Here is a 22,669-nt window from a genome sequence, read left to right as displayed (position 1 = left end):
CTCGCGTATTGGAGGCGGGAGTTGGCGGGTCTGCCGGATCGGCTCGCGTTGCCGTTCGACCACCCCCGCCCGGCCGTGGCGTCACTGCGCGGCGACACGATTTCGGTGCACCTCGACGCGGCGCTGCATCGCGGTCTGCGTGAGTTGGCTGCGGCACACGGTGCGAGTCTGTTCATGGTGCTGCATGCGGGACTGGCCGCGCTGTTCACGCGTCTGGGTGCGGGTACCGACATTCCCCTCGGCAGTCCCATCGCCGGGCGTACCGACCAGGCCCTCGACGACCTGGTCGGGTTCTTCGTCAACACCTTGGTCCTGCGGACCGATACCTCCGGGGATCCGTCCTTCGCGGAACTCCTCGGCCGGGTCCGGGAGAACGCGCTGACCGCCTACGCACACCAGGACATCCCCTTCGAGCATCTGGTGGAAGAGCTCAACCCGGTCAGGACGTTGGCACACCATCCCCTCTTCCAGACCCTGCTGGCGCTACAGAACGCGCCGATGGGCGACCTCGCCCTGCCGGGGTTGCGCACCGCCCCCGAGCCGGTGACGACCGAAACCGCCCGGATCGACCTCACGTTCAGCCTGGCGGAGCAGTACGGCCCGAACGGCGATCCGGCCGGTTTGGCCGGCCTGGTCGAATACGCCACCGACCTGTTCGAACGACAGACCGTCGACGCGCTGATCGCACGATGGACCCGCCTGCTTCGGGCGGCCGTGACCGATCCCCACGCACCCATCGGCCGCATCGACCTACTCTCCCCGGACGAGCGACGCGAACTGCGGCCCGGTACCGCGGAACCCGACGCGAAAGACGACGCCGTGCCGTGGCGCGCCCTCCCCGAACTCTTCGCCGAGCGGGTGCGGGCCGCGCCGGACACGGTGGCCGTGGCCGGCGACGGCACCGCCGTGACCTACCGGGAACTGGACGAGCGGGCGAACCGCCTGGCACACGCCCTCATCGGTCGGGGGGTACGCCCCGGGAACACCGTCGCCGTCGCGCTGGAACGCTCCGCCGACCTGGTCGCGGCCGTGTTGGCGGTGGTCAAGGCCGGTGCGGTGTACGTGCCCCTGGATCCGCGTTTCCCGACTTCCCGCGTCGATCTGATCCGGCGCCGGACCGACGCGGTGCTGCTGTTGTCCGCCGACGTGTTGAGTGCCCTGGATCGCGAGCAGCACGGCTCCACCGCCCCGGACGTCGCCTGTCACCCGCGTGATCTGGCGTATGTGATGTTCACGTCGGGTTCGACCGGTGAGCCGAAGGGCATCGCGGTCACCCATCACGACGTGGTCGCGTTGGCGTCGGCTCGGACCTGGCGTGGTGGTGCGCACGAGCGGGTGTTGGTGCACTCGCCGACGGCGTTCGACGCGTCCACCTACGAGTTGTGGGTGCCGTTGCTCAACGGTGGCACGGTGGTCCTGGCGCCACCCGGTGTCCTGGACCCGGGCGTCCTGCGCGAGGTGATTGCCCGTCATCGGGTGACGGCGATGTTTTTGACCTGTGGGTTGTTCCATCTGATCGCGGATCAGGGACCGGATTGTTTCGCCGGTGTGCGTGAGGTGTGGACCGGTGGCGACGTGGTCTCGCCGTCGGCCGCCGCGCGGGTCCAGGATGCCTGTCCCGGCACGGTGGTGGTGCATGTGTACGGTCCGACGGAGGCGACGACGTTCGCCACCTACCATCGGCTCGAAGCCGCGATCGCCGCCGATCGGCCGCTGCCGTTGGGTCGGCCGATGCCCGGCATGCGCGCCTATGTCCTGGACGTCGGCTTGGAGTTGTTGCCGCCCGGTGTGGCGGGGGAGTTGTATCTGGCCGGTCCGGGGGTGGCCCGCGGCTACCCGAACCGGCCCGCCCTGACCGCCGAACGGTTCGTGGCCTGCCCGCTGGGGACGTCCGGGGAACGGATGTACCGTACCGGCGACTTGGTGAAGTGGCGTACGGACGGGGCCGGGTTGGAGTTCTGTGGGCGCGTCGACGAGCAGGTCAAAATCCGCGGGTTCCGGATCGAACCGGGCGAGATCGAGACGGCGTTGACCGCGCACCCCGACGTGACTCAGGCCGTCGTCGTCGCCCGCGAGGACCGGACCGGCGACAAGCGCCTCGTCGCCTATCTGGTGGCGGCCCCCGGACGGTCCCCGCAACAGCAGGAACTGCGGCGGCACTTGGTGCAGCTTCTGCCCGACTACATGATGCCGGCCGCGTTCGTCACCCTGGAGGCCGTACCGCTCACCTCCACCGGCAAGCCCGACCGCGCCGCACTGCCCGCCCCCGAACACGACGAGCCCCGACCCGGCGGGCAACCCGCACGGACCCCGCACGAACAACTGCTGTGCGACCTGTTCGCCGAAGTCCTCGGCCGGGAACGAGTCCATGTCGACGACGACTTCTTCACCCTGGGCGGACACTCCCTCCTTGCCGCGCGGTTGATGACGCGTGTGCAAGAGACCTTCGGCGTCACTCCGGGCCTGCACGCCCTGTTCGAGACACCCACCGCGGCCGGCCTGGCGGAGCGGCTGAACGTCGATGGTCCCGATGGCGCGTTCGAGACCGTGCTGCCGCTGCGTCCGCACGGGGACGGGCTGCCGCTGTGGTGCATCCACCCCGGCGGCGGCCTGAGTTGGTCGTACAGCGGGCTGCTGCAGCACGTCCACCCGCAACACCCGGTGTACGCGATCCAGGCCCGCACCTTGACCCGCCCCGACGGGCCGCACCCGGGCAGCGTCGAAGAGATGGCCGCCGACTACACCGAACAGATCCGCAGAATCCAACCCCGAGGCCCGTACCAAATCCTCGGCTGGTCCATGGGGGGCCTCATCGCACACGCGATCGCCGTCGAACTGCGCCAACGCGGCGAGGACACCGCGCTGCTGGCGATCCTCGACGTCAATCCCCTGTGCGGGCTCCCCTACGACGCGTCGGCCGTCCCCACCGTCCGCGGCACGCTGGCCCTCTTCCTGGGCCTCGACCCGGACGCGCTGCCTCCCGAGCCGATGACCGGTGCGGAGGCTGTGCGCCTGTTGCGCGAACACGGCGGCGCGCCGGTCGGCCTGGAACCACACCACATCGAGGCCGTCACCGCCAACCTGGCCCGTGACAACCGACTCGCACACGCCTTCACTCCCGGTGTGTTCGACGGCGACCTGCTGCTGTTCAACGCCACCGTCGACCGCCCCCCGCACCTCCCCGACATCACCGCCGCGTGGCAGCCGTATCTCACCGGCCGGATCGAATGCCACGATGTCGACACCCGCCACGACCGGATGACCCAGCCGGGCCCGCTCGCCCACATCGGACCCGTCCTCGCGGCCCACCTCGACCGGATCGCCGCACGCCACTCCGCCGGCGATGCGCCGATCAGTGCCCTCCGGGGCGCACCGACCGAAAGGCTGACATGACCACCAACCCGTTCGAGGACGACGAGGCGACCTACCTCGTGCTGGTCAACGACGAGAATCAGTACTCCCTGTGGCCCGCCTTCCTCGACGTGCCCGAAGGCTGGAGCATCGCCCACCCCAGGGACACCCGATCGGCCTGCCTGGAATACATCGACCGTACCTGGACCGACATGCGCCCCAAATCCCTCATCGAGGCCACGAACACCCGGGAATAGGACCGGCGTCGCATCACCCGCGAAACGCGGCGGCCGGCGGGATTCGTGTGACGGCGGGGTCCTTCCAAGGCGTGGGAAGGACCCCGCCACCGTCGTACCGCACAGCCCTATGGGTGGCAACGACCGGCGGCCAGCGCGGTGATCGCGCACTCGGCGGCGTGTCGGGCCGCCGGGGCGGAGGGGTAGGGACCGCAGCCGTGGGAGGGACATCCGTCGGGGGAGCCGTCCGGGGATCCGGCGTCCAGGCGCCACATCCACCCGGCCCGGAGCGTCGGGAGCGGGGGATGGTGCCGGTCCGTCGCGTCCTCGCGCGGAGCGGCATCGTCCCGGTGGACGAACACGGTGTACCGGATGCCGCCGAGGTCGACGCCGGCGCGTTGCCGCCGGCCCGTGGCGTCGAACTCCCAGTCCAGCGGGGTCGGTGTGGACTCCGAGACCTCCAGGAGGGCGTCCGCGAGATCGGCGAGGCTGCGGTACGTCGCGGCCCGTATGGCGTCCGTGTGGGGGCGCCCCCACGACTGCGGGGGACGCTCGGTGATCTCGTCGACGAGGATCCCGGCGGCGAGCCGGTCCAGGGTTCCGCAGTCCGCGGGGTCCGGCCCGTGCGGGCTCTTCGAGGCCGCGCGGGAGCTGTGCTCGCCCGGTGCGTCCGAGGCGGTGCACGAGGCGCGCTCCCTGGTGACGGTGGCCGCGCCGCACGCCAACTCGCCTCGGGTGAGGGCGTTTCGGACCAGCTCGTCGAGGTCGAGGACGCCCAGGTCGTCGACGGTGTGTGCGATGCACAGGGCGACGGCGTCGGACGGCGGCGGGACCTGGACGTCCAGGGCGCCGGTGCGCACCTCCATGGCCGCGCTCACATCGCCGGGCTGTACCGTGCCGAGCGGCAACTCGCCGACCGCCTGGAGCACTTGCTCGTAGAGACGGCGCACCGGGTGCGGGCCGGCGGGTGGCGGGGGACGCCAGGACAGGGCGCAGACGGCATCCACCAGGTCGGTGTGCGGCACGCGCAGCGCCCGGCATGCCTCGGTCAGGCGGTGGGTCACCTTGTTCACCAACCCTCGTACCTCGTGCGGTCGGTGGGATCGGTCGGTGGGATCGGTCCGTCGACCGGTCCCACCGACCGCCTTGTCATCGCCGTCAGTCGGCCAGTACGGCCAGTGCGTCGATCTCGACGAGCATTCCGGGGGGAAGCTGCATGTAGACCGTGGTCCGGGCCGGGAACGGCTCGCCGGCGGCCTCGGCACAGGCCCGGTTCAGCTCCGCCGGATCGGCGGGGTCGGTGAGGTATACGCGCAGCATGACGACGTCCCGCAGGGAGGCGCCGGCGGCCGCGAGCACGGCGCTCACGTTGCGGAAGACCTGCGCGGTCTGGTCCGCGACCGTGGTGCCGACGACCGCGCCGGTCGCGGGGTCGAGGGGTAGTTGGCCGGAGACTTGCAGGATCGGGCCCTTGCGTACGCCCTGGGACAGCGGGGCCGGCGGGGTCGGGGCGTCCGGGGTGGTGATGATGGTACGGCTCATGACGGTGTCGTCCTTGAAGTAGTACTCGAAGCAGTGGCGGGGGTCGGCATGCGGTCCGGCCCGTCCGGTCCGTCCGGTCCCTCGCGTCAGGGCGAGGACCGAGACCGAAGTGTCAGCTCCAGACCTGTCGTTCCCGGCCGTGCGGGTCGTCGAGCTGCGTCCACTCGCTGTCGATCCGCATCGTGGCCCGGCGCTCGTTGTCGTACGGGTGCCAGCCGGCGTCGCCGGTCCTGGCGAACCGGATCCACGTGTCGTGGATCCGGGCGGCCAGGTCCGCGGGGGGCTTCTCGGGGCCGAGCAGCGCGTTGGGCCCGTGCAGCCCGGGGAGTCCGGTGAGGTCGAAGACGAAGGGGAGCTCCACGGCGTGGGTGGCGCCGAGTTCCCCGTCCAGGGCCTCGGAGCGCCACGCGAACTCGTAGCCGTACGTCGCCGATGAGGGGTGCGCGGCATGCGCGGAGGCCAGCGCCCGACTTCCCGCGCCGAACAGCGCGTCGGCCATGATGGCCGAGCGCAGGGCGCCGAAGGAGGCCCCCGGGCGCGCCGTGCGGTACACCTCCACGAGCCTGTCGGGATCCGGGTGCGAGGCGGCGGCGGCCGCATCGACATCGGCGGCGGTCGAGGTGGAGTACCTGCCCACGGGGGCCAGATACAGGTTGCCCTCTTCGGAGTTGATCCCGACCAGGAGATCGACGTCGGCGCTCAGGCCGGCGGCGACCGCCTCGGCGGGCTGGGTGTCGAGGACCAGGCTGAAGGGGCTGAGCCCGATCAGCGGGTCGCCGTGCGTTTCGGTCCGCAGGTCGATGCCCGCGAGCCTGCCCGCGGCCTCGACCAGGCGCTCGTCGGAGATCTCGGCGAAGTCCTCGACGCGCGGCTCGATGCCCAGGGCGTCGGCCGCGGCCTCGGTGACCCGGGCGGCCTGCTCGGTCGTGAACGCCCCCAGGCCGCTGCCGCTCTGGACGATCGCCCGCCGGAACAGACCCGCGGCCGCCGGTGTGGCCAGCACGCCGGCGACGACGGTCGCGCCGGCCGACTGGCCGAAGAGCGTCACGTTGCCCGGGTCACCGCCGAAGGCGGAGATGTTCTCGCGCACCCAGCCCAGGGCGGCGACGACATCGAGCAGTCCTCGATTGGCCGGCGCGCCGGGGATGTCGAGGAAACCGCTGATGCCGAGCCGGTAGTTGAGGGTGACGAGGACGACGCCGTCGCGGGCGAAGGCGGAGCCGTCGTACATCGCCGACCGCGTCGAGCCGGCCACGAAGCCGCCGCCGTGCACGAAGACCATGACCGGCAGATCGCCGCCCGCCGCCCGGGGCGTCCAGACGTTGACGGTGAGGAAGTCCTCGCCGCGGCTCCAGCCGGTGCCGAAGTAGGGGGTCATGTCCACGCTGCCGAGCTTGCGCTCGGACTGCGGCGCGTTGGGCCCCGGGGTGGTGGCGTCGCGCACGTCCTCCCAGGGGGCGTGCGGCCGCGGCGGCTCGAACCGGGCGGCGCCGGTGGGGGGAGCGGCATAGGGGATGTTCAGGAAGGCGTCGGCGTCGTCTCGGCGCAGCCCGCGGACGGCTCCCTGTGCGGTGGTCACGACGCGTTCGGGGCGGTGGTTCACGGAAATCGACCTTTCTGCGGGTGTCAGCCCTGCTGGTACGGGGTGAACGGGGCCCAGCCCTTGATGGCGAACCTGCTTCCCTCGCGGCTCACTTCGGCGGCGCCGTGGCCACCCAGGTGCGCGGGGACGAGCAGTGCGTTGTGGTCGGCCGCCCAGCCCAGAATCTTGTGGCGGGTGGCGCGGGCGCCGGCCGGGTCCTCGCAGAAGCAGCTGTTGGTGTCCGGCTCCAGGATCTGCACCGGGTTGTGCAGCAGGTCGCCGACGAACACCGCCCGATCCGACCCGGACTCGAGGGTGAGCACCGAGGATCCGGGGGTGTGCCCGGGAGCCAGGTCCAGGCGCAGATTGGCGTCGATGTGGTGGGTCCCTTCCCACAGCAGCGTCCGGCCGGCTTCGTGCACCGGGGCGACGCTGTCCTCGAAGACGTTCTGGTTGCCGCGGCCCAACAGCGTTTTGTGGTTGTTCGCCGGATTCCAGTAGTCGAAGTCGGCCTTCGGCATCAGATACGTGGCGTTGGGGAAGGTCGGCACCCAGTTCCGCCCGTCGAGATAGGTGTTCCAGCCCACGTGGTCGATGTGCAGATGGGTGTTGACGACGATGTCGACGTCCTCGGGCTCGACACCCGCGCGGGCGAGATTGGCCAGGAAGTCCGTCTCGAGCCGGCTCCAGACCGGCGCGTACGGACGCTCCTTGTGATTGCCGACTCCGGTGTCCACGAGGATGGTCTTGCCCTCGCTGCGCAGCACCCAGGTCTGGAGCGCGGAATTGACGATATTGGTCTCGGAATTCAGGAAATGCGGGGCCAGCCATTCCGCGCCGTCGTCCCAGGTGGCCTGCGGGCTTTCCGGGAAGAATGTGTCGGGCGTCATTTCGACGGAGCCGAAGTATTCCCATACCCGAGTGACCGATACGTTTCCGAGATCGAGCTGATCCATTGGAAATCCTTGCGTAGTCGGATGCTTTTCGAAACCGTACGGCGGGCCCGCAGAGGACCGGTATCGGTAACGTGACTGCAATTGCGTGCACGCGGGCGGGGCGGGCTTCGACGCTTGTAGCCTGGGTCGGACGGCGCGAGCGGAAGGCTCGGACGGACCCGCAATTCCTGGAGTCTCCGTGGACGAGCACACAATGGCCTCCGGTCCGGCCGGTGGACCGGATTCGGTGTCGGCGAACGAGCCGATCGTCGGTCGGGACGCGGAGCTGGCACGCGTGTTTCGTGCGGTGGATCGGGCGCCGGACGGTGAGCGGTTGTTGGTACTCACCGGTGACCCCGGAATGGGCAAGAGTGTGCTTCTGGACGCTGCGGCGCGGCGAGCGCGGGTCGCCGGTGTCCGGGTGCTGCGCGCCGAGGGAAGCCGAGCGGAGGCGAGCCTGGCCTTCTCCGGACTGCACCAGTTGTTGCGGCCGGTCCCCGACCGGGTGGACCGGCTGCCCGAGCGGCAGCGCGCGGCCCTCGGGGGCGCCCTGGGCCGCGAACCCGCCACGCGGGCACCGGATCCGATGCTCGTCGGCGTCGCCCTGCTGACCCTCGTGGCGGACCTGGGGGACGAGCGGCCGCTGCTCCTGGTCCTCGACGACGCCCAGTGGCTCGACCGGGCGTCGGCGGACGCCCTGGCCTTCGCCGCCCGCCGCATGGAGGCGGAGCCGGTCACGGTGCTCGTCGGGGTCCGTTCCGGCGATCCGCTGCCGGGTTTCGAGCACACCCGGCCGCCGCTCGACCTCGGGCCGCTGGACACCGCCGTCGCGGGCCGGCTGTTGGATCGGCAGCCGCAGCGCCCCACCGGGCGCGTCCGGGCCCGGATCCTCGATCAGGCCCAGGGCAATCCCCTCGGGCTCGTCGAACTGGCCGGGGCCGCCGCCGCATTCGGTACGGAGTCGCAGACGCCCGCCGGGCCGCTGCCGCTCTCCGAGCATCTGGAGCGGATCTTCGCCGACCGGCTGACCGGACTTCCCGCGTCCACCTCGCATGTGTTGCTGCTGCTGGCGGCCATGGACACGTCCGATACGGCGGCCGTGGCGTCCGCCGGGCTGCCCGGCGCCGAGGACACCGCGTGGCGGCCCGCCGAGGAGGCGGGACTGGTACGCAGGAGCGGCGGCCACCTCCGCTTCCGACACCCGCTCATGCGCTCGGCCGTCTACCACGCCGCGACCTTCGACGCCCGGCACGCCGCGCACCTGGCGCTGGCCGAGATGCTCCGCGACGAGCCGGACCGGCGCGCCTGGCATCTCGCGTCCGCCTCCCCGGGGCCGGACGCGCTCGTGTCGGCCGCGCTGGAGCAGACCGCCGACCGGGCCCGTCGTCGCGGCGGTTACGCGGCGGCGGCACAGGCGCTCCAGCGCGCCGCGGACCTCACGCCCCGGCGCGCGGACAGCGCCCGACTGCTCGTCGCGGCCGCCGAGGCGGCCGTACTCACCGGGGACATCGCCTGGGTCGAGGAATTGGCCGCCGCGGCACGTGAACGCACCGACGACACCACGCTGTCGGCCTCCGTCGCCCTGTCCGCCGGCCGGCTCGCCGCGCTGACCACGCGCCACACCGTGGTCTTCGCCCGGCTGACCCACGCCGCCGACCGGTGGGCCACCGAGCAGCCCGCCGCCGCCCTCGACCTGCTTGCCGCCGCCGCCGTCGTGCACTTCTACTCCGGCCGGGACGCCCAGCGGCAGGAGATCCGGCGCATCCTGGGCCGGATTCCCCCGGACGTGCCCGACGCCCGGCTGCGCGGCTGGATCGGCGCGGTGTCGGATCCCTTCCACGCCCGCGCCGAACTCGTCGCCCTACTGCCGCGGTTGCTCGACGACGCACGGCGCCGGCCCGACCGGCTCGCCGCCGTCGCGATCATGGCCTGGGTCCTGGACGAAACCCCCCTGGCGGTACGCGTCTTCGACGAGGCCCTCGACCGATGGCCGGCCCACGGACCGCTTCCGGAGGGCCTCGGCGGTGCCGCCGCCTGGGCCTATCTGGAACAGGGCAGGTGGGAACGGGCCCGGACGGCCTGCGCACAGATGACCGCCGTCGCCTCGGCCGTCGGGCTCGACCACGCGATGGCCTGCGCGGCCGCCATCGATGCCGTGGTGTCGGCGCTCCAGGGCGACGTGACCACCGCGCGCGCCCGGGCGGACGACGCGCTCACGCTGATCGACCCGCTGGAGAGCCGCTCGGTGTTCGTCTACGCCCGCCGCGCACTGGGCGCCGCCGCGGCGGCGGAAGGCGCGTACGAGATCGCCTACGAGCAGCTCCGCCCGGTCTTCACCGCCGACGGCGAACCGGTGCACTACCACGCGTCCTACCCGGCTCTGGCGGACCTTGCGGCCGCCGCCGTGCGCAGCGGCCACCGTGCCGACGCGGCCTCGATCGTCGAGCGCTCGGCCCGCCGGCTCGGGGACGACGCGTCGCCTCGGCTGACCGCGCTGATCGCCCGCGCCCGCGCACTCCTCGCGGACCCGGAGGACGCCGAACCGTACTTCCGAGCGGCGCTGGCCGACCCCGACCTCGAACACTGGCCGTTCGAGCGTGCCCAGACCCTGCTCGACCGTGCCGAATGGCTGCGCCGCCGCCGGCGCATCGCCGAGGCGCGCCCGCTGCTGACCACGGCCCTGGAGACCTTCCGGCGGCTGGGTGCGCGCCCCTGGGTGGAGCGCGCCGAGGGCGAGTCCCGTGCCGCGGGTCTGGACGTCACCGACACGGCCCCCGACGCGCTGGCCGAACTCTCGCCGCAACAGCAGCAGATCATCCGACTCGCCGCCCGCGGCCTGACCAACCGGGAGATCGGCGAGAAGCTCTTCCTCTCGCCGCGCACGGTGAGCTCGCACCTGTACCGCAGCTTCCCCAAATTGGGCATCACCGCCCGTTCGCAACTACGCGACCTCATCGAGGGGCCGCTCCCGGCGCCCTCGGGGCAGCGGGACTGACCGGGCCGGCCCCGACGACCGGGCGTCCCGCGGCGGAAGCAGCAGTCACCTGACGCATACCGCGAGACGTGCCGCCGGATCACACTGGCAACACGGCGATGGAGCGACGACGCCGGTGACCTCCCGGGCGGCCCCTTCCCGTCTGCTCCCCGCTGCCGCAACCCGATGCCATCGCGGACGGAACGAGCCGGCCCCGGCAGTCCGTCGGTCGGCCGGCGCTCCCCTGCCACGGCCGGACGGGAACGGATCGTCCGGCCACGACGAAGGAGCGGAACATCCCATGTCGGCGGAGAAGAGGGCACTGTCGTGGGACCGGTTCGCGGCAGCCGACCCGGGACTGCTCCGGCTGATCGCGGCCCTGCGCGCCGTGCTCGGTCTCGCCCTGACCCTCGCGGCGCTGACCGCACTGCGGCAGCCGCCGACGATGGTGCTGGCCGGGGGTTTCACCACCGTGGTCACGTCGCTGGGGATCAGTGCGCTCCGTCCCCGCCGGCAGTGGAACACCCTGTCGGCCGGGTTGCCCGTGACGGTCGTCGCCATGGCGGCGGGGGCACTCCTGGCCCCCTGCCCGGTCGCGGCCAAGGGGGCATTCCTGCTGCTGATCTTCGCCGCAGTCTACGTCCGTCGGTTCGAACGGTGGGGGCAGGATCTCGGGATCTTCGCCTTCATGGCCTTCTTCCTGACCCAGTTCGCCAGGATCCGGCCCCACCAACTGCCGCAACTGGCGGGGGTACTGGCGATCGCGTTCGCCGCCGCCGCGCTCACCCGCTTCGGCCTCGTGCGCGCGCCGGCGTCCGCGACGCTGGGACGACTGCGCACCGCCTTCGACCGGCGCTGCGACACCGTCCTCCGGGGCACGGCGAAGCTGCCGACAACGGGCCGGGCCGCGCGTGCGGCCCGACGCACACTGGAGCGCGACCTCGATCGACTGCACGACGGCGCGCTGCTGATCCAGGACTTCGTACGCGAAGGTGCGCCGGCCCGGCCGCGAGCGGGCCGGGCGAGCCGTCCCGGCCCCGAGTCCGCGGAGCTGGATCGGGTCATCGGTGCGGAGGCGCACGCACAACGCCTCGCCGCCATCGCCCTTCGCCGCGTCGGCGACGAGGCACGGACTCCCGCCGACCGCCCGGCCCGGCCGGCCCGACGGCACGGGCGCGACCGTGCCTCGCGTCGCCCGGCGACGGTCCGCTTCGCCGGCCCGCGACGCCGCACGACGCGACAGGCGTTCCAGGTCACCGCGGCGGCCGCACTCGCCACCCTCGGCGGGCAGTTGCTCTCGCCACGGCTGTGGTACTGGGCCGTGGCCACGGCCTGGGTCGTCTACATCAACGCCGAGCACACCGGGGACATCCTGCTGCAGAGCGGCAGACGGCTGATCGGAACCATCGCCGGGGTGCTGTTCGGCTACGGCCTGGCCCTCTCGACGGCCGGACACCCGTCCTGGGCCGTCGCCTTCCTCCTCGCCTGCGTCTTCGGCATGTTCTACACGCCGGCCGGCCGCTACTGGGCGGTGACGTTCTTCATCACCGGCTCGCTCAGCATGGTGCTCCAACTCCTGCACACGTTCTCTCCCGAACTGCTCGCGCTGCGCATCCAGGAGACCGCCCTGGGGGCCGCCTGCGGAATCCTCGCCGCCGTCCTGGTCGTACCGACGTCACTGCGCAACGCCTGTGACGACCGGCTGCGCGAGTTCCTCGCCGCCCTGAACCGGCTTGTGCGGGATGTTCCCGACCCGAAGCCGGTGCTGCGGACGAACGCCGAAGTGGCGGCCCTCGACCAGGCGTTGGAGGCATTCCGCCGAGCGGTCCACCCGCTGGGTCACCCGCTCAACCCCCGGCGCGCCGAACGGGCCCGAGCCCGTCACCTGCTCGAAGTCGTGGAAGCCGCCGCATCCCACGCCCGGAACCTGGCCACCCGGGACGGACGGGCAACTCCTCCGCCGGCCGGCGGCGACGCCGGTTCCGTCCGACCCACCGACACCTCCCGGTCCCCGGTCCCGGAGTTCCCGACCGCGCCGAACGCACCGGCCACCGACGCTCGATCGCAACCTTTTTGACTGATGATCGCCCGCGACCGTTGTGGTCGGCTGGAGGTCCGGCGAGACAAGAAGGAGGTTGCGATGACGAAGCGTTGGACCGTCGTCCGCAACGGACGGATCGTCACCATGGACGAACGTCTCGGAATTCTCGAGGGGGCCGACATCCTCATCGAGGATGGCGTGATCACGGCAATCGGCTCCGGCCTCGACGCGGGCGACGCCGAGGTGATCGATGCGACCGGCCGGATCGTCGCCCCCGGTTTCATCGACACCCACCGCCATACGTGGCAGGCCCAGATACGCGGCATGTGTGGGGACTGGACCCTGGGTGACTACATCTCCGGTGTTCGATTCACGATTTCTCCGGCCTACGCACCCGATGACGTCCACCTGGGCAACTACGCGGGCGCGCTGGAGGCGCTGGACGCGGGTGTCACGACGCTGCTCGACTTCTCGCACTGCAACAACACGCCCGACCACAGCGACGCGGCCATCCGCGGCCTTCGCGACGCCGGCATCAGGGGCGTGTTCGGCTACGGGTTCTTCGATTCCAGCCCGCAGGCGCCCCGATACTTCGCCTCGCACCGGGAGCGGATCGCCGACTTCCATCGGATCGCCGACACCGTCGGCGACGACGACCTGATCCGCGTCGGCGCCGCGCTCACCGAAATGGCCTCGTTGGAGACCACACGAGCCGAAATCGAAGCCGCTCGTTCACGAAATGCCCTGATCGTGACCCATACCGGGTGCATTTGGGCCTTCCCCACCGGCGTGGCCGAACTCGACAAGAGCGGCCTCCTCGACGGGAATCAGGTGCATGTCCACTGCAACACGCTGTCCGACGACGATTGGGCCGCACTCGCGCGCCACGACGCGAAGATCTCCATCTCGCCGGAAACGGAACTCAACATGGGGATGGGACTGCCCCCGTTCGAGCAGGCGAAGCGGCACGGCATGAAGCCGACGCTGTCGGCGGACGTCGTCTCCTTCAACTCCGGTGACCTGTTCCATCAGTTGCGCCTGGGCATCGCCATCGCGCGCTGGTCGGGCACCAAGGCCCTCAACGCCGCCGGCATCGACCCGGTTCGGCTCACCGTCACCGCGCACGAGGCGCTGACCTGGGTCACGGTGAACGCGGCCGAAGCCATGGGCCTGAGCGAGCTGGTCGGCAGCATCACCGTCGGAAAACGCGCCGACCTGATGCTTGTCGGAGGTTCCGGGCGCTCGCAGCGTCCCGCGGCGCACCCCGAATCGACCCTCGTGTTCCAGACGACGCCCGGCGACGTCGAGACCGTGCTGGTCGACGGAAACGTGGTGAAACGGGACGGCCGGCTGGTCGGGATCGATCGCGCGTCGCTCGACGAGCGGTTGGAGCGTTCCGCCGAGCAGATCCTCGGCCGCGTCTGCGCAAGCGGAAGCCGGCTGCCGGGAACACCGCCCGGCGGGTTGTTCCAAGCGGTCCTGGCCGGTTCCATCGACAACGAAGAGGAGTCCGCACATGTCGCACGGTGAACTTCACGAGGTCGCCCACCGGGTGTGGGCTTGGATCCAGCCGGACGGCACCTGGTGGCTCAACAACGCGGGCCTGGTCGGGACGTCGAACGGCGACGTCCTGGTCGACACGTGCGCCAACGAGGAACGAACCCGCGCAATGCTCCGGGCCATGGCCGAGGTCAGGCCGAATTCGCGCCTGCAATGGGCGGTGAACACCCACGCGCACGGGGACCACACCTACGGGAACAGTCTGCTGCCTCGCGACGTCGCGTTGATAGGTCACGAGAACATGCGACGCGACCTCGAACGAGACATGCTCCTCGACAACTGTCCGCCGTTCTGGACGCCCACGCCGGACTGGGGAAACGTCACGAAACGGCTGCCCAATCTCGTCGTGCACGAGCGTCTGGACATCGTCGGCGACGATTCCAGGGTCGAGGTGCACTCGCCCGGATATCCCGCGCACACCACGGGCGATCTGGTGACCTGGGTGCCCGACCGCTCGGTCCTTTTCGTCGGGGACCTGATCTTCGCCGGCCTGACGCCGCTCCTCCTGATGGGATCCGTCTCCGGTGCCCGGCGCGCCCTGGAGTGGATCGAAGGATTCGGCGCCGACGTCATCGTCCCGGGTCATGGGCCGGTGCTCACGGGTGACGAGATCGCGGTGCACATCGAAGCCCATCGCCGGTACTACGACTTCGTCGACGCGTGCGGCCGGGCGGCCTCGAAGGCCGGAGCCACGCCCCTGGAGGCAGCCGCATCGCTCGACCTCGGCGAATTCGCACATTGGCCGGACACCGAGCGCATCGTGCTCAACCTGCACCGATGGTGTGCGGATGCCGAGGGGCGCGAGGTCGACTACGGCCGGGCGTTCGACGATGCCATCGCCTACAACGACGGCCCCATGCACACCCTGATCTAGCGATGGAGGGACAGGAATGAGGTTCGTCACGATCGAGCACGACGGCGTCGAACGGGTGGGCGTTGTCGACGGGGAGACCATTCGGGTACTGGAAGCGGGCGCTTCGCTGCTGGACCTCCTGCGGGCCGACGGTGCGCGGCTGGAGGAGGCCGGCGAGCGCGCCATGCGCGACCCGGACCTGGTGGTCGCCGGCGCCGAGGCGCACCTGCGGGCGCCGTTGCCCCAACCTCCCAGCGTGCGCGACTACATGACGTTCGAGCGGCACTTCGAGGGCGTCGCTCGCCGGGCGGGAGCGCGAACCCCGGTGCCTCCCGTCTGGTACGCGGCACCCTCGTTCTACTTCACCAATCCGAACTCGGTGCACGGCCCGTACGACGACGTGGCCATCCCACCCGGATGCACGGCGTTCGACCTGGAACTGGAGGTCGCCGTCGTGCTCGGTGCCGGCGGGCGGGATCTGACGCCCGCCGAAGCAGAGCAGCGCATCGCCGGATTCATGCTCATGAACGACTGGTCCGCCCGCGATCTGCAGGTCGCCGAGTTCGCCCTGCCGCTGGGCCCGGCCAAGGGCAAGGACAGCGCGATCAGCCTCGGCCCGTGGTTCGTCACACCCGACGAACTCGCGCCGATGCGTCGTGGTGACTCCTACGACATCGCGCTGACCGCCCGGATCAATGGTGAGGTCATCGGGTCGGACACGGTGAGCAGCATGTCCTTCGGCTTCGGCCAGATGATCGCGTACGCGTCCCGGGGTACGGATGTCCGGGCGGGCGAGGTCTTCGCGTCGGGCACGTGCGGCGGCGGCTGCCTCGCCGAACTGTGGGGGAGGCACGGACCGGACATCAGGCGTCCGCTCTCCCCCGGGGACGTGGTCTCGATCGAGGCGGAGGGACTGGGGAGCCAGATCTCGCGTGTCGTCGCCGGGGCCCCCGGCATCGACTTCGAAGCCTTCCGCGCTCGCCGCGGCTGAGAGGTCGATGGGACGGGAGGCGGGCGCTCGCCGGTGGAGCGCCCGCCCGCGGCGAGAGGGCGGTGACCGGGCCGGACCCCGCCCGACGAAACAACGGCGCGGGGCCCAAGTCCCGGCGGGCGTCCGCGAGATGCCGGGCAGCGGGGTCAGGCGCGACTCGCGGCGAGGCGTGCGGCCTTTCGGATCGAGACGACCGATCGGCGTTCGTCACCCGTGCGGGTCGCGAGCACGACGCTGACGGTGCCGGTGGTCGGGATGACCGCAACTCCCGGGTGGGCGTAGAACGTTTGCGCCAGGATGCTGTGGAACGACAACCGGCCGGTGGTCGCGACCGCCGTCGGTATGGATGCGGGATTCGCGATCCGCGGCGCGGAGAGAATGCTCGCGCCGAACCGGCCGGCCAGGGTCTCGTCGTCGCCGAACCCGTCCAGTCGCAACAGGTCGTGTTCGGCCGCCTCGGTCAGGGGCAGAAAGTCGCGGTGGGCGAGCCGCGAGCCGGCCGGGACCAGTATCGCGAGCGGGGATTCGAAAAGCAGGTCGTGGGTGACGCCCCGGACGGGTTCCAGCGCACCGGTGATGGCGGCGTCGACGACGCCGTCCTGAAGCATGGAGTGCCGTGTGGTGAAATCGAGTTCGCGGTACTCGATGGCCAACTCGGGGTGTTCGGCCGTGAATTGGGACCGCATCGACTCCCAGAGACCGGCGGCACCGAACCCGAGCACCCCGAGCCGGAACACCGAGCGCCCCGACGCGCGCGCGGCACGGGCGGAAAGGTCGTCGACCGAGGCGAGCAGACGCCGGGCATCGGCGATCAGGAGCGCGCCCGCAGGGGTCAGCGCGACGCGTCTGCTGGTGCGGTCGAAGACCCGCACCCCCAGTTCCTCCTCGAGTTGCCGGATACGTTTCCCGAACGGTTGCTCCGAGATGAAGTGACGGCGTGCGGCGCGGCCGAAATGCAACTCCTCCGCGAGTGTCACCGCGTAGTGGAGAGAACGAAGATCCAAGGCGCGTCTCCTCGATGATCCTGGCCGCCGGACCGACCGGTCGGCGCATTTCGTCACGCTCGGGATGTGGGCCGGCCAGGGGGTTGGGCGAGCAGGCCGTCGATGATCACGCGGAGTTTCCACGCGGCCCGGGCCTCCCGGTCGCCGCCGGTGAGGCTCGGGGCCAGGGACCGCAGGGTGGGGTACTGCTCGGCGGGCAACGCCCGGAAGGTGGCGTCGAGTCGGCCGGTGAACGTATCGGGTCCGGTCGGGCCGGCGCCGGGCGAGGGTTTGCCGGGGGCCCGCCGGGGCTGTGGGTCGCCGGCGTACTCCAGGGCGGTCGAGTAGATGTACTGGCCGAGCAGGTCGATGGCCCAGGAGCAGGCGTCGTCGTCGAGTCCGCCGGTGCGGAGCAGGCGCGTCACCTCCTCGGTCAGGCGCAGGCCGTGCGGGCCGGGGAGGGCGTCCCGCAGGCCGACGGAGGCGATGTCGTTGTGGCCGGTCAGGGCGGTGATGATACGCCCGACGAGCAGTTCGAGGCGGGTGCGCCAGTCCCCGGCGCCCTCGTCGGGCACGACCACGTCGGCCACCGCGTGATCGAGGACGAGCGCCATCAGCTCCTGCCGATCGCGGACGTAGACGTAGAGCGAGGCGGGACCGGTTTCGAGGGCCTGGGCGACCCGCCGCAGGCTCACCGCTTCGCAGCCCGACTCGTCGACCAGCGCCATGGTGGCGGCCAGTACGGCGTCCAGGCCGAGCATGGGTTTCGAGGGGCGGGAGCGCGAGCGGGCTTGCGGCATGGCATCACCCTACCTTGACGAATGCTGTTCGTTAAGGGCACGATGCTTGACGAACAGTGTTTGTTAAGCCTGATGGGGAGATCCCGTGACCGTTCCCGCTTCGACGTCGGCCGCCAGTACGGCACCGCCGGCCGCCCATCCGCACCGGTGGCGGATCCTGGCGGTGGTGCTGCTCGCGCAGGCCCTGGACCTGCTGGACGCGACCGTGATGAACGTGGCCGCCCCGTCGGTGCGCGCCGGGCTGGGCGGCGGCGCGGCGATCATGCAGTGGCTCACCGCCGGGTACACGCTCGCCTTCGGCGTCCTGCTGATCGTCGGCGGCCGGCTGGGGGATCGGTGGGGTCGTCGGCGGCTGTTCGTCCTGGGCGCCGCCGGGTTCACGGTGGCCTCCGCGGTATGTGCGCTGGCACCCTCGCCGACCGTGCTGGTCGCGGCCCGGGTGGCCCAGGGCGCGCTCGGCGCCTTGATGATCCCGCAGGGGTTCGGCGTGCTGAGCGCGGTGTTCGACGAACGCGAACGCGGCCGGGCGTTCGCCACGTTCGGACCGGTGATGGCGCTCGCCGGTGTCGGCGGCCCGGTCCTCGCGGGCGGCCTGATCGCCCTCGACCCGGCCGGACTCGACTGGCGGCTGATCTTCCTGATCAACCTTCCGCTCGGCGCGCTGACCGTGGTCGGGGCACTGCGGTGGATGCCGGCCGACCGGGGAGACCCGCTCGTGCGGATCGACCCGCCCGGCGCGTTCCTGGTCGCCCTGGGGTCCGCGCTCGTCGTCCACCCGCTGATCCAGGGCCGGGAAGCGGGTTGGCCGTGGTGGACGTTCGCGGAAATCGCCGCCGGCATCGTGGCGTTCGCCGCCTTCGGTCGACGTCAACGCACCAGCCGCTCACCGGTCCTGGTGCCGAGCCTGCTGCGCAAACCCGCGTTCGTCGGCGGCCTCGCGGTCACCGCCGCCTTCTTCACCGGCCTCGGCGGACTGCTGCTCGTGCTCTCCCTCCACCTCCGCCTGGATCTCGGCCGGTCCGCGTGGGCGACCGCGCTCTCGCTGTCGCCGCTCGCCGCGGGCATCGGACTCGCCTCGCTCGCCGCTCCGGCGGCGGCCGTTCGGCTCGGCCGCTCACTCCTGCACCTGGGGCTGGGGATCGAGGCGCTCGGCACGCTCGGCCTTGCCGCGGTGGCCGCGTCGGGGCCTCCGGCCTGGGCGCTGTCGATACCCACCCTGGTCGTGGGGCTGGGCGTGGGCCTGGTGTCCGGCACCCTGGTCCAGTCGATCCTGGCGGCGGCCGAACCCGCCGAGGCGGGCAGTGCCTCGGGCGCACTCAACGCACTCCAACAACTGTCCACGGCCCTGGGCGTCGCGGTGTTGGGCACCGTGTACTTCGCCATGCACGACGCCGGCGCCCCCGACCCGGGAGCGGACGGCCTGGTCGTCTGCGCACTGGCGGTGACCGCGACCTGCCTGCTCGGCGCAGCCCTGGTGCTCCTGCTGCCGCGGTCCCGCGCCGCGTAGCCCGCGGACCGACCCCGGCTGCGCCCCGGGCCGTCCCGGATCAGCCGGTACTTCGGTCGCACCCGCGCACCCGACGAGTGACCCGTACCAACCCATCGACCACGTGAGGATCCCGTCATGAGCAATGTCATCGTCTTCGGAGCCAACGGCCGCACCGGACACCTCGTCGTCCGGGAGGCCCTGCGCCTGGGCCACGACGTCACCGCCGCGGTGCGCGACCCGGCCCGGTGGCAGCCCCCGACCCCGCAGGACTCGCCCGGCACGGGGAAGTCGACCGTCGTGCGGGCCGACGTGCGCGACGCCGCCGCCGTGCGCTCCGCCGTCGAGGGGCACGACGTCGTGGTCTCGGCGATCGGCCCGCCGGGGCGGCAGGCGAACCGGCTCTACTCCGACGCGGCGCGGACCCTGGTGTCCGCGATGGAAGACGCCGGCATCCCCCGACTGATCGCCGTCACCTCGGGCGGGGTCCACCACCGCGACCCCAACTTCCCCTGGTGGTACCGCAATCTCGTCACTCCGCTGGTTCGGGAGTTGTACGACGACATGCGGTTGATGGAAACGATCGTCCGCCGAAGCGCCGTCGACTGGACCTTCGTCCGCCCCGCTCGCCTGCAGGACGAACCCCCCACTGGCACCTACCGCGTCGTCGACGCGAGCAACCCCAAGGGCGGCCGCAAGGTGACCCGCACCGACCTCGCCCGCTTCATCGCCCGCGAACTTGACGAACACCGCTGGTCCCACGCCGCCCCGACCCTGGCCGAATGACCCGCGGGGCCTGTCCATCCCGTCACCGGGCCGGCCCCGTCACCACGCCTCGCTCCCGACACCGGCGGCGCGGAGGCACGCGCCGATGGCCGTGTCGCCCTGGTGACGACGGGAACCAGCGCCCGATCGCTCCTCGGGTCACGAGGCGGCCCACAGCCGATAGGACACTCGGGCAACGGTTCCCTCGATCGGTCGCGTCCGGGGCCGTCGACGACAAGCCCTCGATACGACGGTCCGCGGAAGCACCTCGGCCGGCGCGTGGCGTTGTTCCTCCCGGGCAGGGGAGGGGGTGCGCGGGTAACGTGGACAGGACCCGGAGGTGTTCCGATGGGTACGCAGGACGAGGTGGAACGGCTGCGGCTGCGGGTCCGGTTGATGGACGAGGCCGCAGCGCGTATCGGTGCCGATCTGGATGTGCGGCGGACGGCGCAGGACATCGTCGACGTGGTCGTGCCGGCCCTGGGACGGGCGGCGACCGTCGACCTGTACGTGGCCGTCTCCAAGGGTGAGGACGCGGAGGGCGTGGCTCCGCCGCCGCAGGGGGCGGTCGAGCGTTTCGCGGTCCGCGGTCACCTGCCGGAACGCATGGTCACGGCGGGCAATCGGGTGCCGTCGCTCGCGATAGGCGCGCACGACGCGGCCCTGATGGCCGGGAACGTGGTCGTGATCGAGGACGCCTGGACGTTCATCACCTCGCGGCACGGCGTCGAGTCGGCGTGGCGGATGGTGCCCGACCGGGTTTCACGCGCGATCATCGCCCCGCTGTTCGCGCGAGGGCGGCTCCTGGGGGTGGTGACCGCATGGCAGAACCGGAAGCGCGGCCTGCGTTCCGACGACGTCGAGATCCTGCACGAGATCGCCCTGCGCGGTGGGCTGGCCGTCGACAACGCTCGCCGATACGCGCGCGAGCACGCCACGGCGGTCGGGCTGCAACGCCTGCTGCTGCCCCGGGGCACCACGGACACCGACGCGGCCGAAACCGCGGCGATCTACCGTCCGGCCGGGGACGGGGCGGGGGTCGGCGGCGAATGGTTCGACGTGATCCCCCTGTCGTCGACCCGCATCGGCCTGGTCGTCGGGGAGGCCTTCGGCAGGGGGCTGGCCGCCACCGCGACCATGGGTCGGGTACGGGCGGCCATGCTCACCCTCGCCCACCTCGACCTGGAACCGGACGAGCTGCTCACCCACGTGGACGACCTCGTCCGGCGCCTGGGCGCGGAGGCGGAGCCCGGTACGGACCCGGTGGGCGCGAGGTGTGTCTACGCCGTGTACGACCCGGTCACCTCGCGCTGCGTGCTCGCGGACGCCGGCCATCACCCCCCGCTGCTCGTCGCCCCCGGTGGCGAGCCGGCCCCGGTCGAACTTCCGCCCGGACCGCCGTTGGGTGTGGGCGGCACCCCGTTCGAGACGGCGGAGTTGAAATTGGAGCCCGCCTCGGTCCTCGTCTTCCACGGCAGCGGGTTCCTCGATCGGCAGGAGGATCCGGCCGGTGCGGGTCTGCGCCGACTACGGCGCTCGATCGCTCGGCGGTTGCGGGCGGATACCTCCCTGGCCGATACGTGTCGTGACGTGGTGAACGACACCGCGCCCGAGGGCGATTCGAGGGACGTGGTCCTGCTGTGCGCCCGGACGCGTTCGATATCCCCCGCGGACACGGTCCGGTGGGTGTTCCCGGCCCGGGCGGAGGCGGTGCCCGAGCTCCGCAGGCTGGTGATGGGGCAGTTGGCGGAGTGGCAACTCGACGAGGTGGCCTTCGCCACGGAACTCGTGATCAGCGAGTTGGCGGGAAACGCGGTCCGCTACGGCGGCGAGTCGATGACGGCGCGGCTGATCCGAGGGAAGGATCTGCTGGTGTGCGAGGTCGGCGACGGCAGCAGTACCCAGCCTCGGATCAGACGAGCTCGGAGCACCGACGAGGGTGGTCGGGGGCTGTTCCTCGTTTCCCAGGTCAGCGAACGCTGGGGGTGCCGGTTCGGACCCGACGGCAAGACGATCTGGGCGGAGCAGCGGCTGGACCGAGGGCCCGAGACCCACCGAGACGCCGATCGGCAGGCCGACGACGCGGCGCCACCCTCGGCGAACCGCACCGGGTAGCGCCCCTCGCCCGGGGCACCGTCGGTCGAAGCCGGCACGTGCAACGACTCGCACGACCGCGACACGCTCGACCCGGGAGGGACTCGATGACGATCGTGGGCCCTGCGCCCGAAAGCCGCTGTGCGGACGGGTGTCGCGCCTACGGCGGCGCGAACCTCGCCGATCGGACGAGGTGTTGTCGGAGCGACGGCATTCGGCCGCGTCGTGTTCTCGAATCCATGGCACCGCCCCTGGCCGTGCGGCATGCTCGATCGGGCCGGGACGAGCGCGTGGGGGTATGGGATGGCGTCGGAGGCCGGAGCGGACGAGCGGGATCCGCTCGATCAGGTCGTGTATCGATGGAGCCACCGGGACCTGTTGGGCCGTCAGGGCATGGGTCCGGTCGCCGGCTCGCCGGATCCCCGGGAGCTTCGGGAGTGGGACCGGGGACTGAACAGCCATGTCTCGATGGACCG

At 71.6% G+C, this 22,669-nt stretch carries 16 protein-coding genes; 10 read left to right on the top strand and 6 right to left on the bottom strand.

Annotated features, from left to right (window positions below):
• Together ABZ374_RS46110 and ABZ374_RS46105 are read left to right on the top strand one after the other, a co-directional pair.
• The coding region (locus ABZ374_RS46110; protein WP_360324223.1) for an amino acid adenylation domain-containing protein at positions 1-3,393 on the top strand (3,393 nt) is incomplete at its 5' end.
• Positions 3,390-3,608: an MbtH family protein gene (locus tag ABZ374_RS46105; protein ID WP_360324221.1), complete on the top strand. Its 219-nt coding sequence runs from the start codon at positions 3,390-3,392 to the stop codon at positions 3,606-3,608. The genes ABZ374_RS46110 and ABZ374_RS46105, both read left to right, overlap by 4 nt.
• A 107-nt stretch (positions 3,609-3,715) precedes the next feature.
• On the opposite strand, the gene ABZ374_RS46100 is transcribed toward ABZ374_RS46105, so the two are convergent.
• From ABZ374_RS46100 to ABZ374_RS46085, 4 genes are all read right to left on the bottom strand, one after another.
• Positions 3,716-4,660 (bottom strand): hypothetical protein, encoded by a 945-nt coding sequence (locus tag ABZ374_RS46100; protein WP_360324219.1) that lies wholly within the window; start codon positions 4,658-4,660, stop codon positions 3,716-3,718.
• A gap of 85 nt (positions 4,661-4,745) precedes the next feature.
• Entirely contained in the window at positions 4,746-5,129 is a 384-nt protein-coding gene (locus ABZ374_RS46095; protein ID WP_360324217.1) for a RidA family protein, read from the bottom strand.
• Positions 5,130-5,241: 112 nt separating this feature from the next.
• On the bottom strand, positions 5,242-6,732 hold the full coding sequence (locus ABZ374_RS46090) for a carboxylesterase family protein (protein ID WP_360324215.1): 1,491 nt from the start codon (positions 6,730-6,732) through the stop codon (positions 5,242-5,244).
• Between the two features lie 23 nt (positions 6,733-6,755).
• Positions 6,756-7,667, bottom strand: coding sequence for an MBL fold metallo-hydrolase (locus tag ABZ374_RS46085; RefSeq protein ID WP_360324213.1), 912 nt, complete (start codon positions 7,665-7,667; stop codon positions 6,756-6,758).
• Positions 7,668-7,860: 193 nt separating this feature from the next.
• On the opposite strand from ABZ374_RS46085, the gene ABZ374_RS46080 reads away from it, so the two are divergent.
• From ABZ374_RS46080 to ABZ374_RS46060, 5 genes are all read left to right on the top strand, one after another.
• Positions 7,861-10,641, top strand: coding sequence for a LuxR family transcriptional regulator (locus ABZ374_RS46080; protein ID WP_360324225.1), 2,781 nt, complete (start codon positions 7,861-7,863; stop codon positions 10,639-10,641).
• Between the two features lie 280 nt (positions 10,642-10,921).
• Positions 10,922-12,697 (top strand): FUSC family protein, encoded by a 1,776-nt coding sequence (locus ABZ374_RS46075; protein ID WP_360324210.1) that lies wholly within the window; start codon positions 10,922-10,924, stop codon positions 12,695-12,697.
• A gap of 3 nt (positions 12,698-12,700) precedes the next feature.
• A complete protein-coding gene (locus ABZ374_RS46070; RefSeq protein WP_360324206.1) occupies positions 12,701-14,191 on the top strand; it encodes an amidohydrolase family protein in 1,491 nt (496 codons plus the stop codon).
• Positions 14,178-15,095: an MBL fold metallo-hydrolase gene (locus tag ABZ374_RS46065; RefSeq protein WP_360324204.1), complete on the top strand. Its 918-nt coding sequence runs from the start codon at positions 14,178-14,180 to the stop codon at positions 15,093-15,095. The genes ABZ374_RS46070 and ABZ374_RS46065 overlap by 14 nt, the downstream gene beginning before the upstream one ends.
• 16 nt (positions 15,096-15,111) lie before the next feature.
• On the top strand, positions 15,112-16,065 hold the full coding sequence (locus tag ABZ374_RS46060; RefSeq protein ID WP_360324202.1) for a fumarylacetoacetate hydrolase family protein: 954 nt from the start codon (positions 15,112-15,114) through the stop codon (positions 16,063-16,065).
• Between the two features lie 146 nt (positions 16,066-16,211).
• Here the strand turns inward: ABZ374_RS46060 and ABZ374_RS46055 are convergent, their stop codons facing one another.
• A complete protein-coding gene (locus ABZ374_RS46055) occupies positions 16,212-17,069 on the bottom strand; it encodes a LysR family transcriptional regulator (protein ID WP_360324200.1) in 858 nt (285 codons plus the stop codon).
• A 53-nt stretch (positions 17,070-17,122) separates the two neighbouring features.
• On the bottom strand, positions 17,123-17,848 hold the full coding sequence (locus ABZ374_RS46050; protein ID WP_360324198.1) for a TetR/AcrR family transcriptional regulator C-terminal domain-containing protein: 726 nt from the start codon (positions 17,846-17,848) through the stop codon (positions 17,123-17,125).
• Between the two features lie 85 nt (positions 17,849-17,933).
• Here ABZ374_RS46050 and ABZ374_RS46045 point away from each other — a divergent pair, with 85 nt between their 5' ends.
• From ABZ374_RS46045 to ABZ374_RS46035, 3 genes are all read left to right on the top strand, one after another.
• Complete coding sequence (locus tag ABZ374_RS46045) at positions 17,934-19,355, top strand: MFS transporter (RefSeq protein WP_360324196.1); 1,422 nt, start codon at positions 17,934-17,936, stop codon at positions 19,353-19,355.
• 117 nt (positions 19,356-19,472) lie between these two features.
• Complete coding sequence (locus tag ABZ374_RS46040) at positions 19,473-20,120, top strand: SDR family oxidoreductase (RefSeq protein WP_360324194.1); 648 nt, start codon at positions 19,473-19,475, stop codon at positions 20,118-20,120.
• Between the two features lie 327 nt (positions 20,121-20,447).
• Complete coding sequence (locus tag ABZ374_RS46035) at positions 20,448-22,214, top strand: SpoIIE family protein phosphatase (protein WP_360324192.1); 1,767 nt, start codon at positions 20,448-20,450, stop codon at positions 22,212-22,214.
• Positions 22,215-22,669 lie beyond the last annotated feature (455 nt).

This window comes from Embleya sp. NPDC005971, from assembly GCF_040629175.1.
Lineage (GTDB): Bacteria > Actinomycetota > Actinomycetes > Streptomycetales > Streptomycetaceae > Embleya.
The sequence above is the reverse complement of the archived record's forward strand: the minus strand, read 5'-3'. Positions and strand labels throughout refer to the sequence as shown.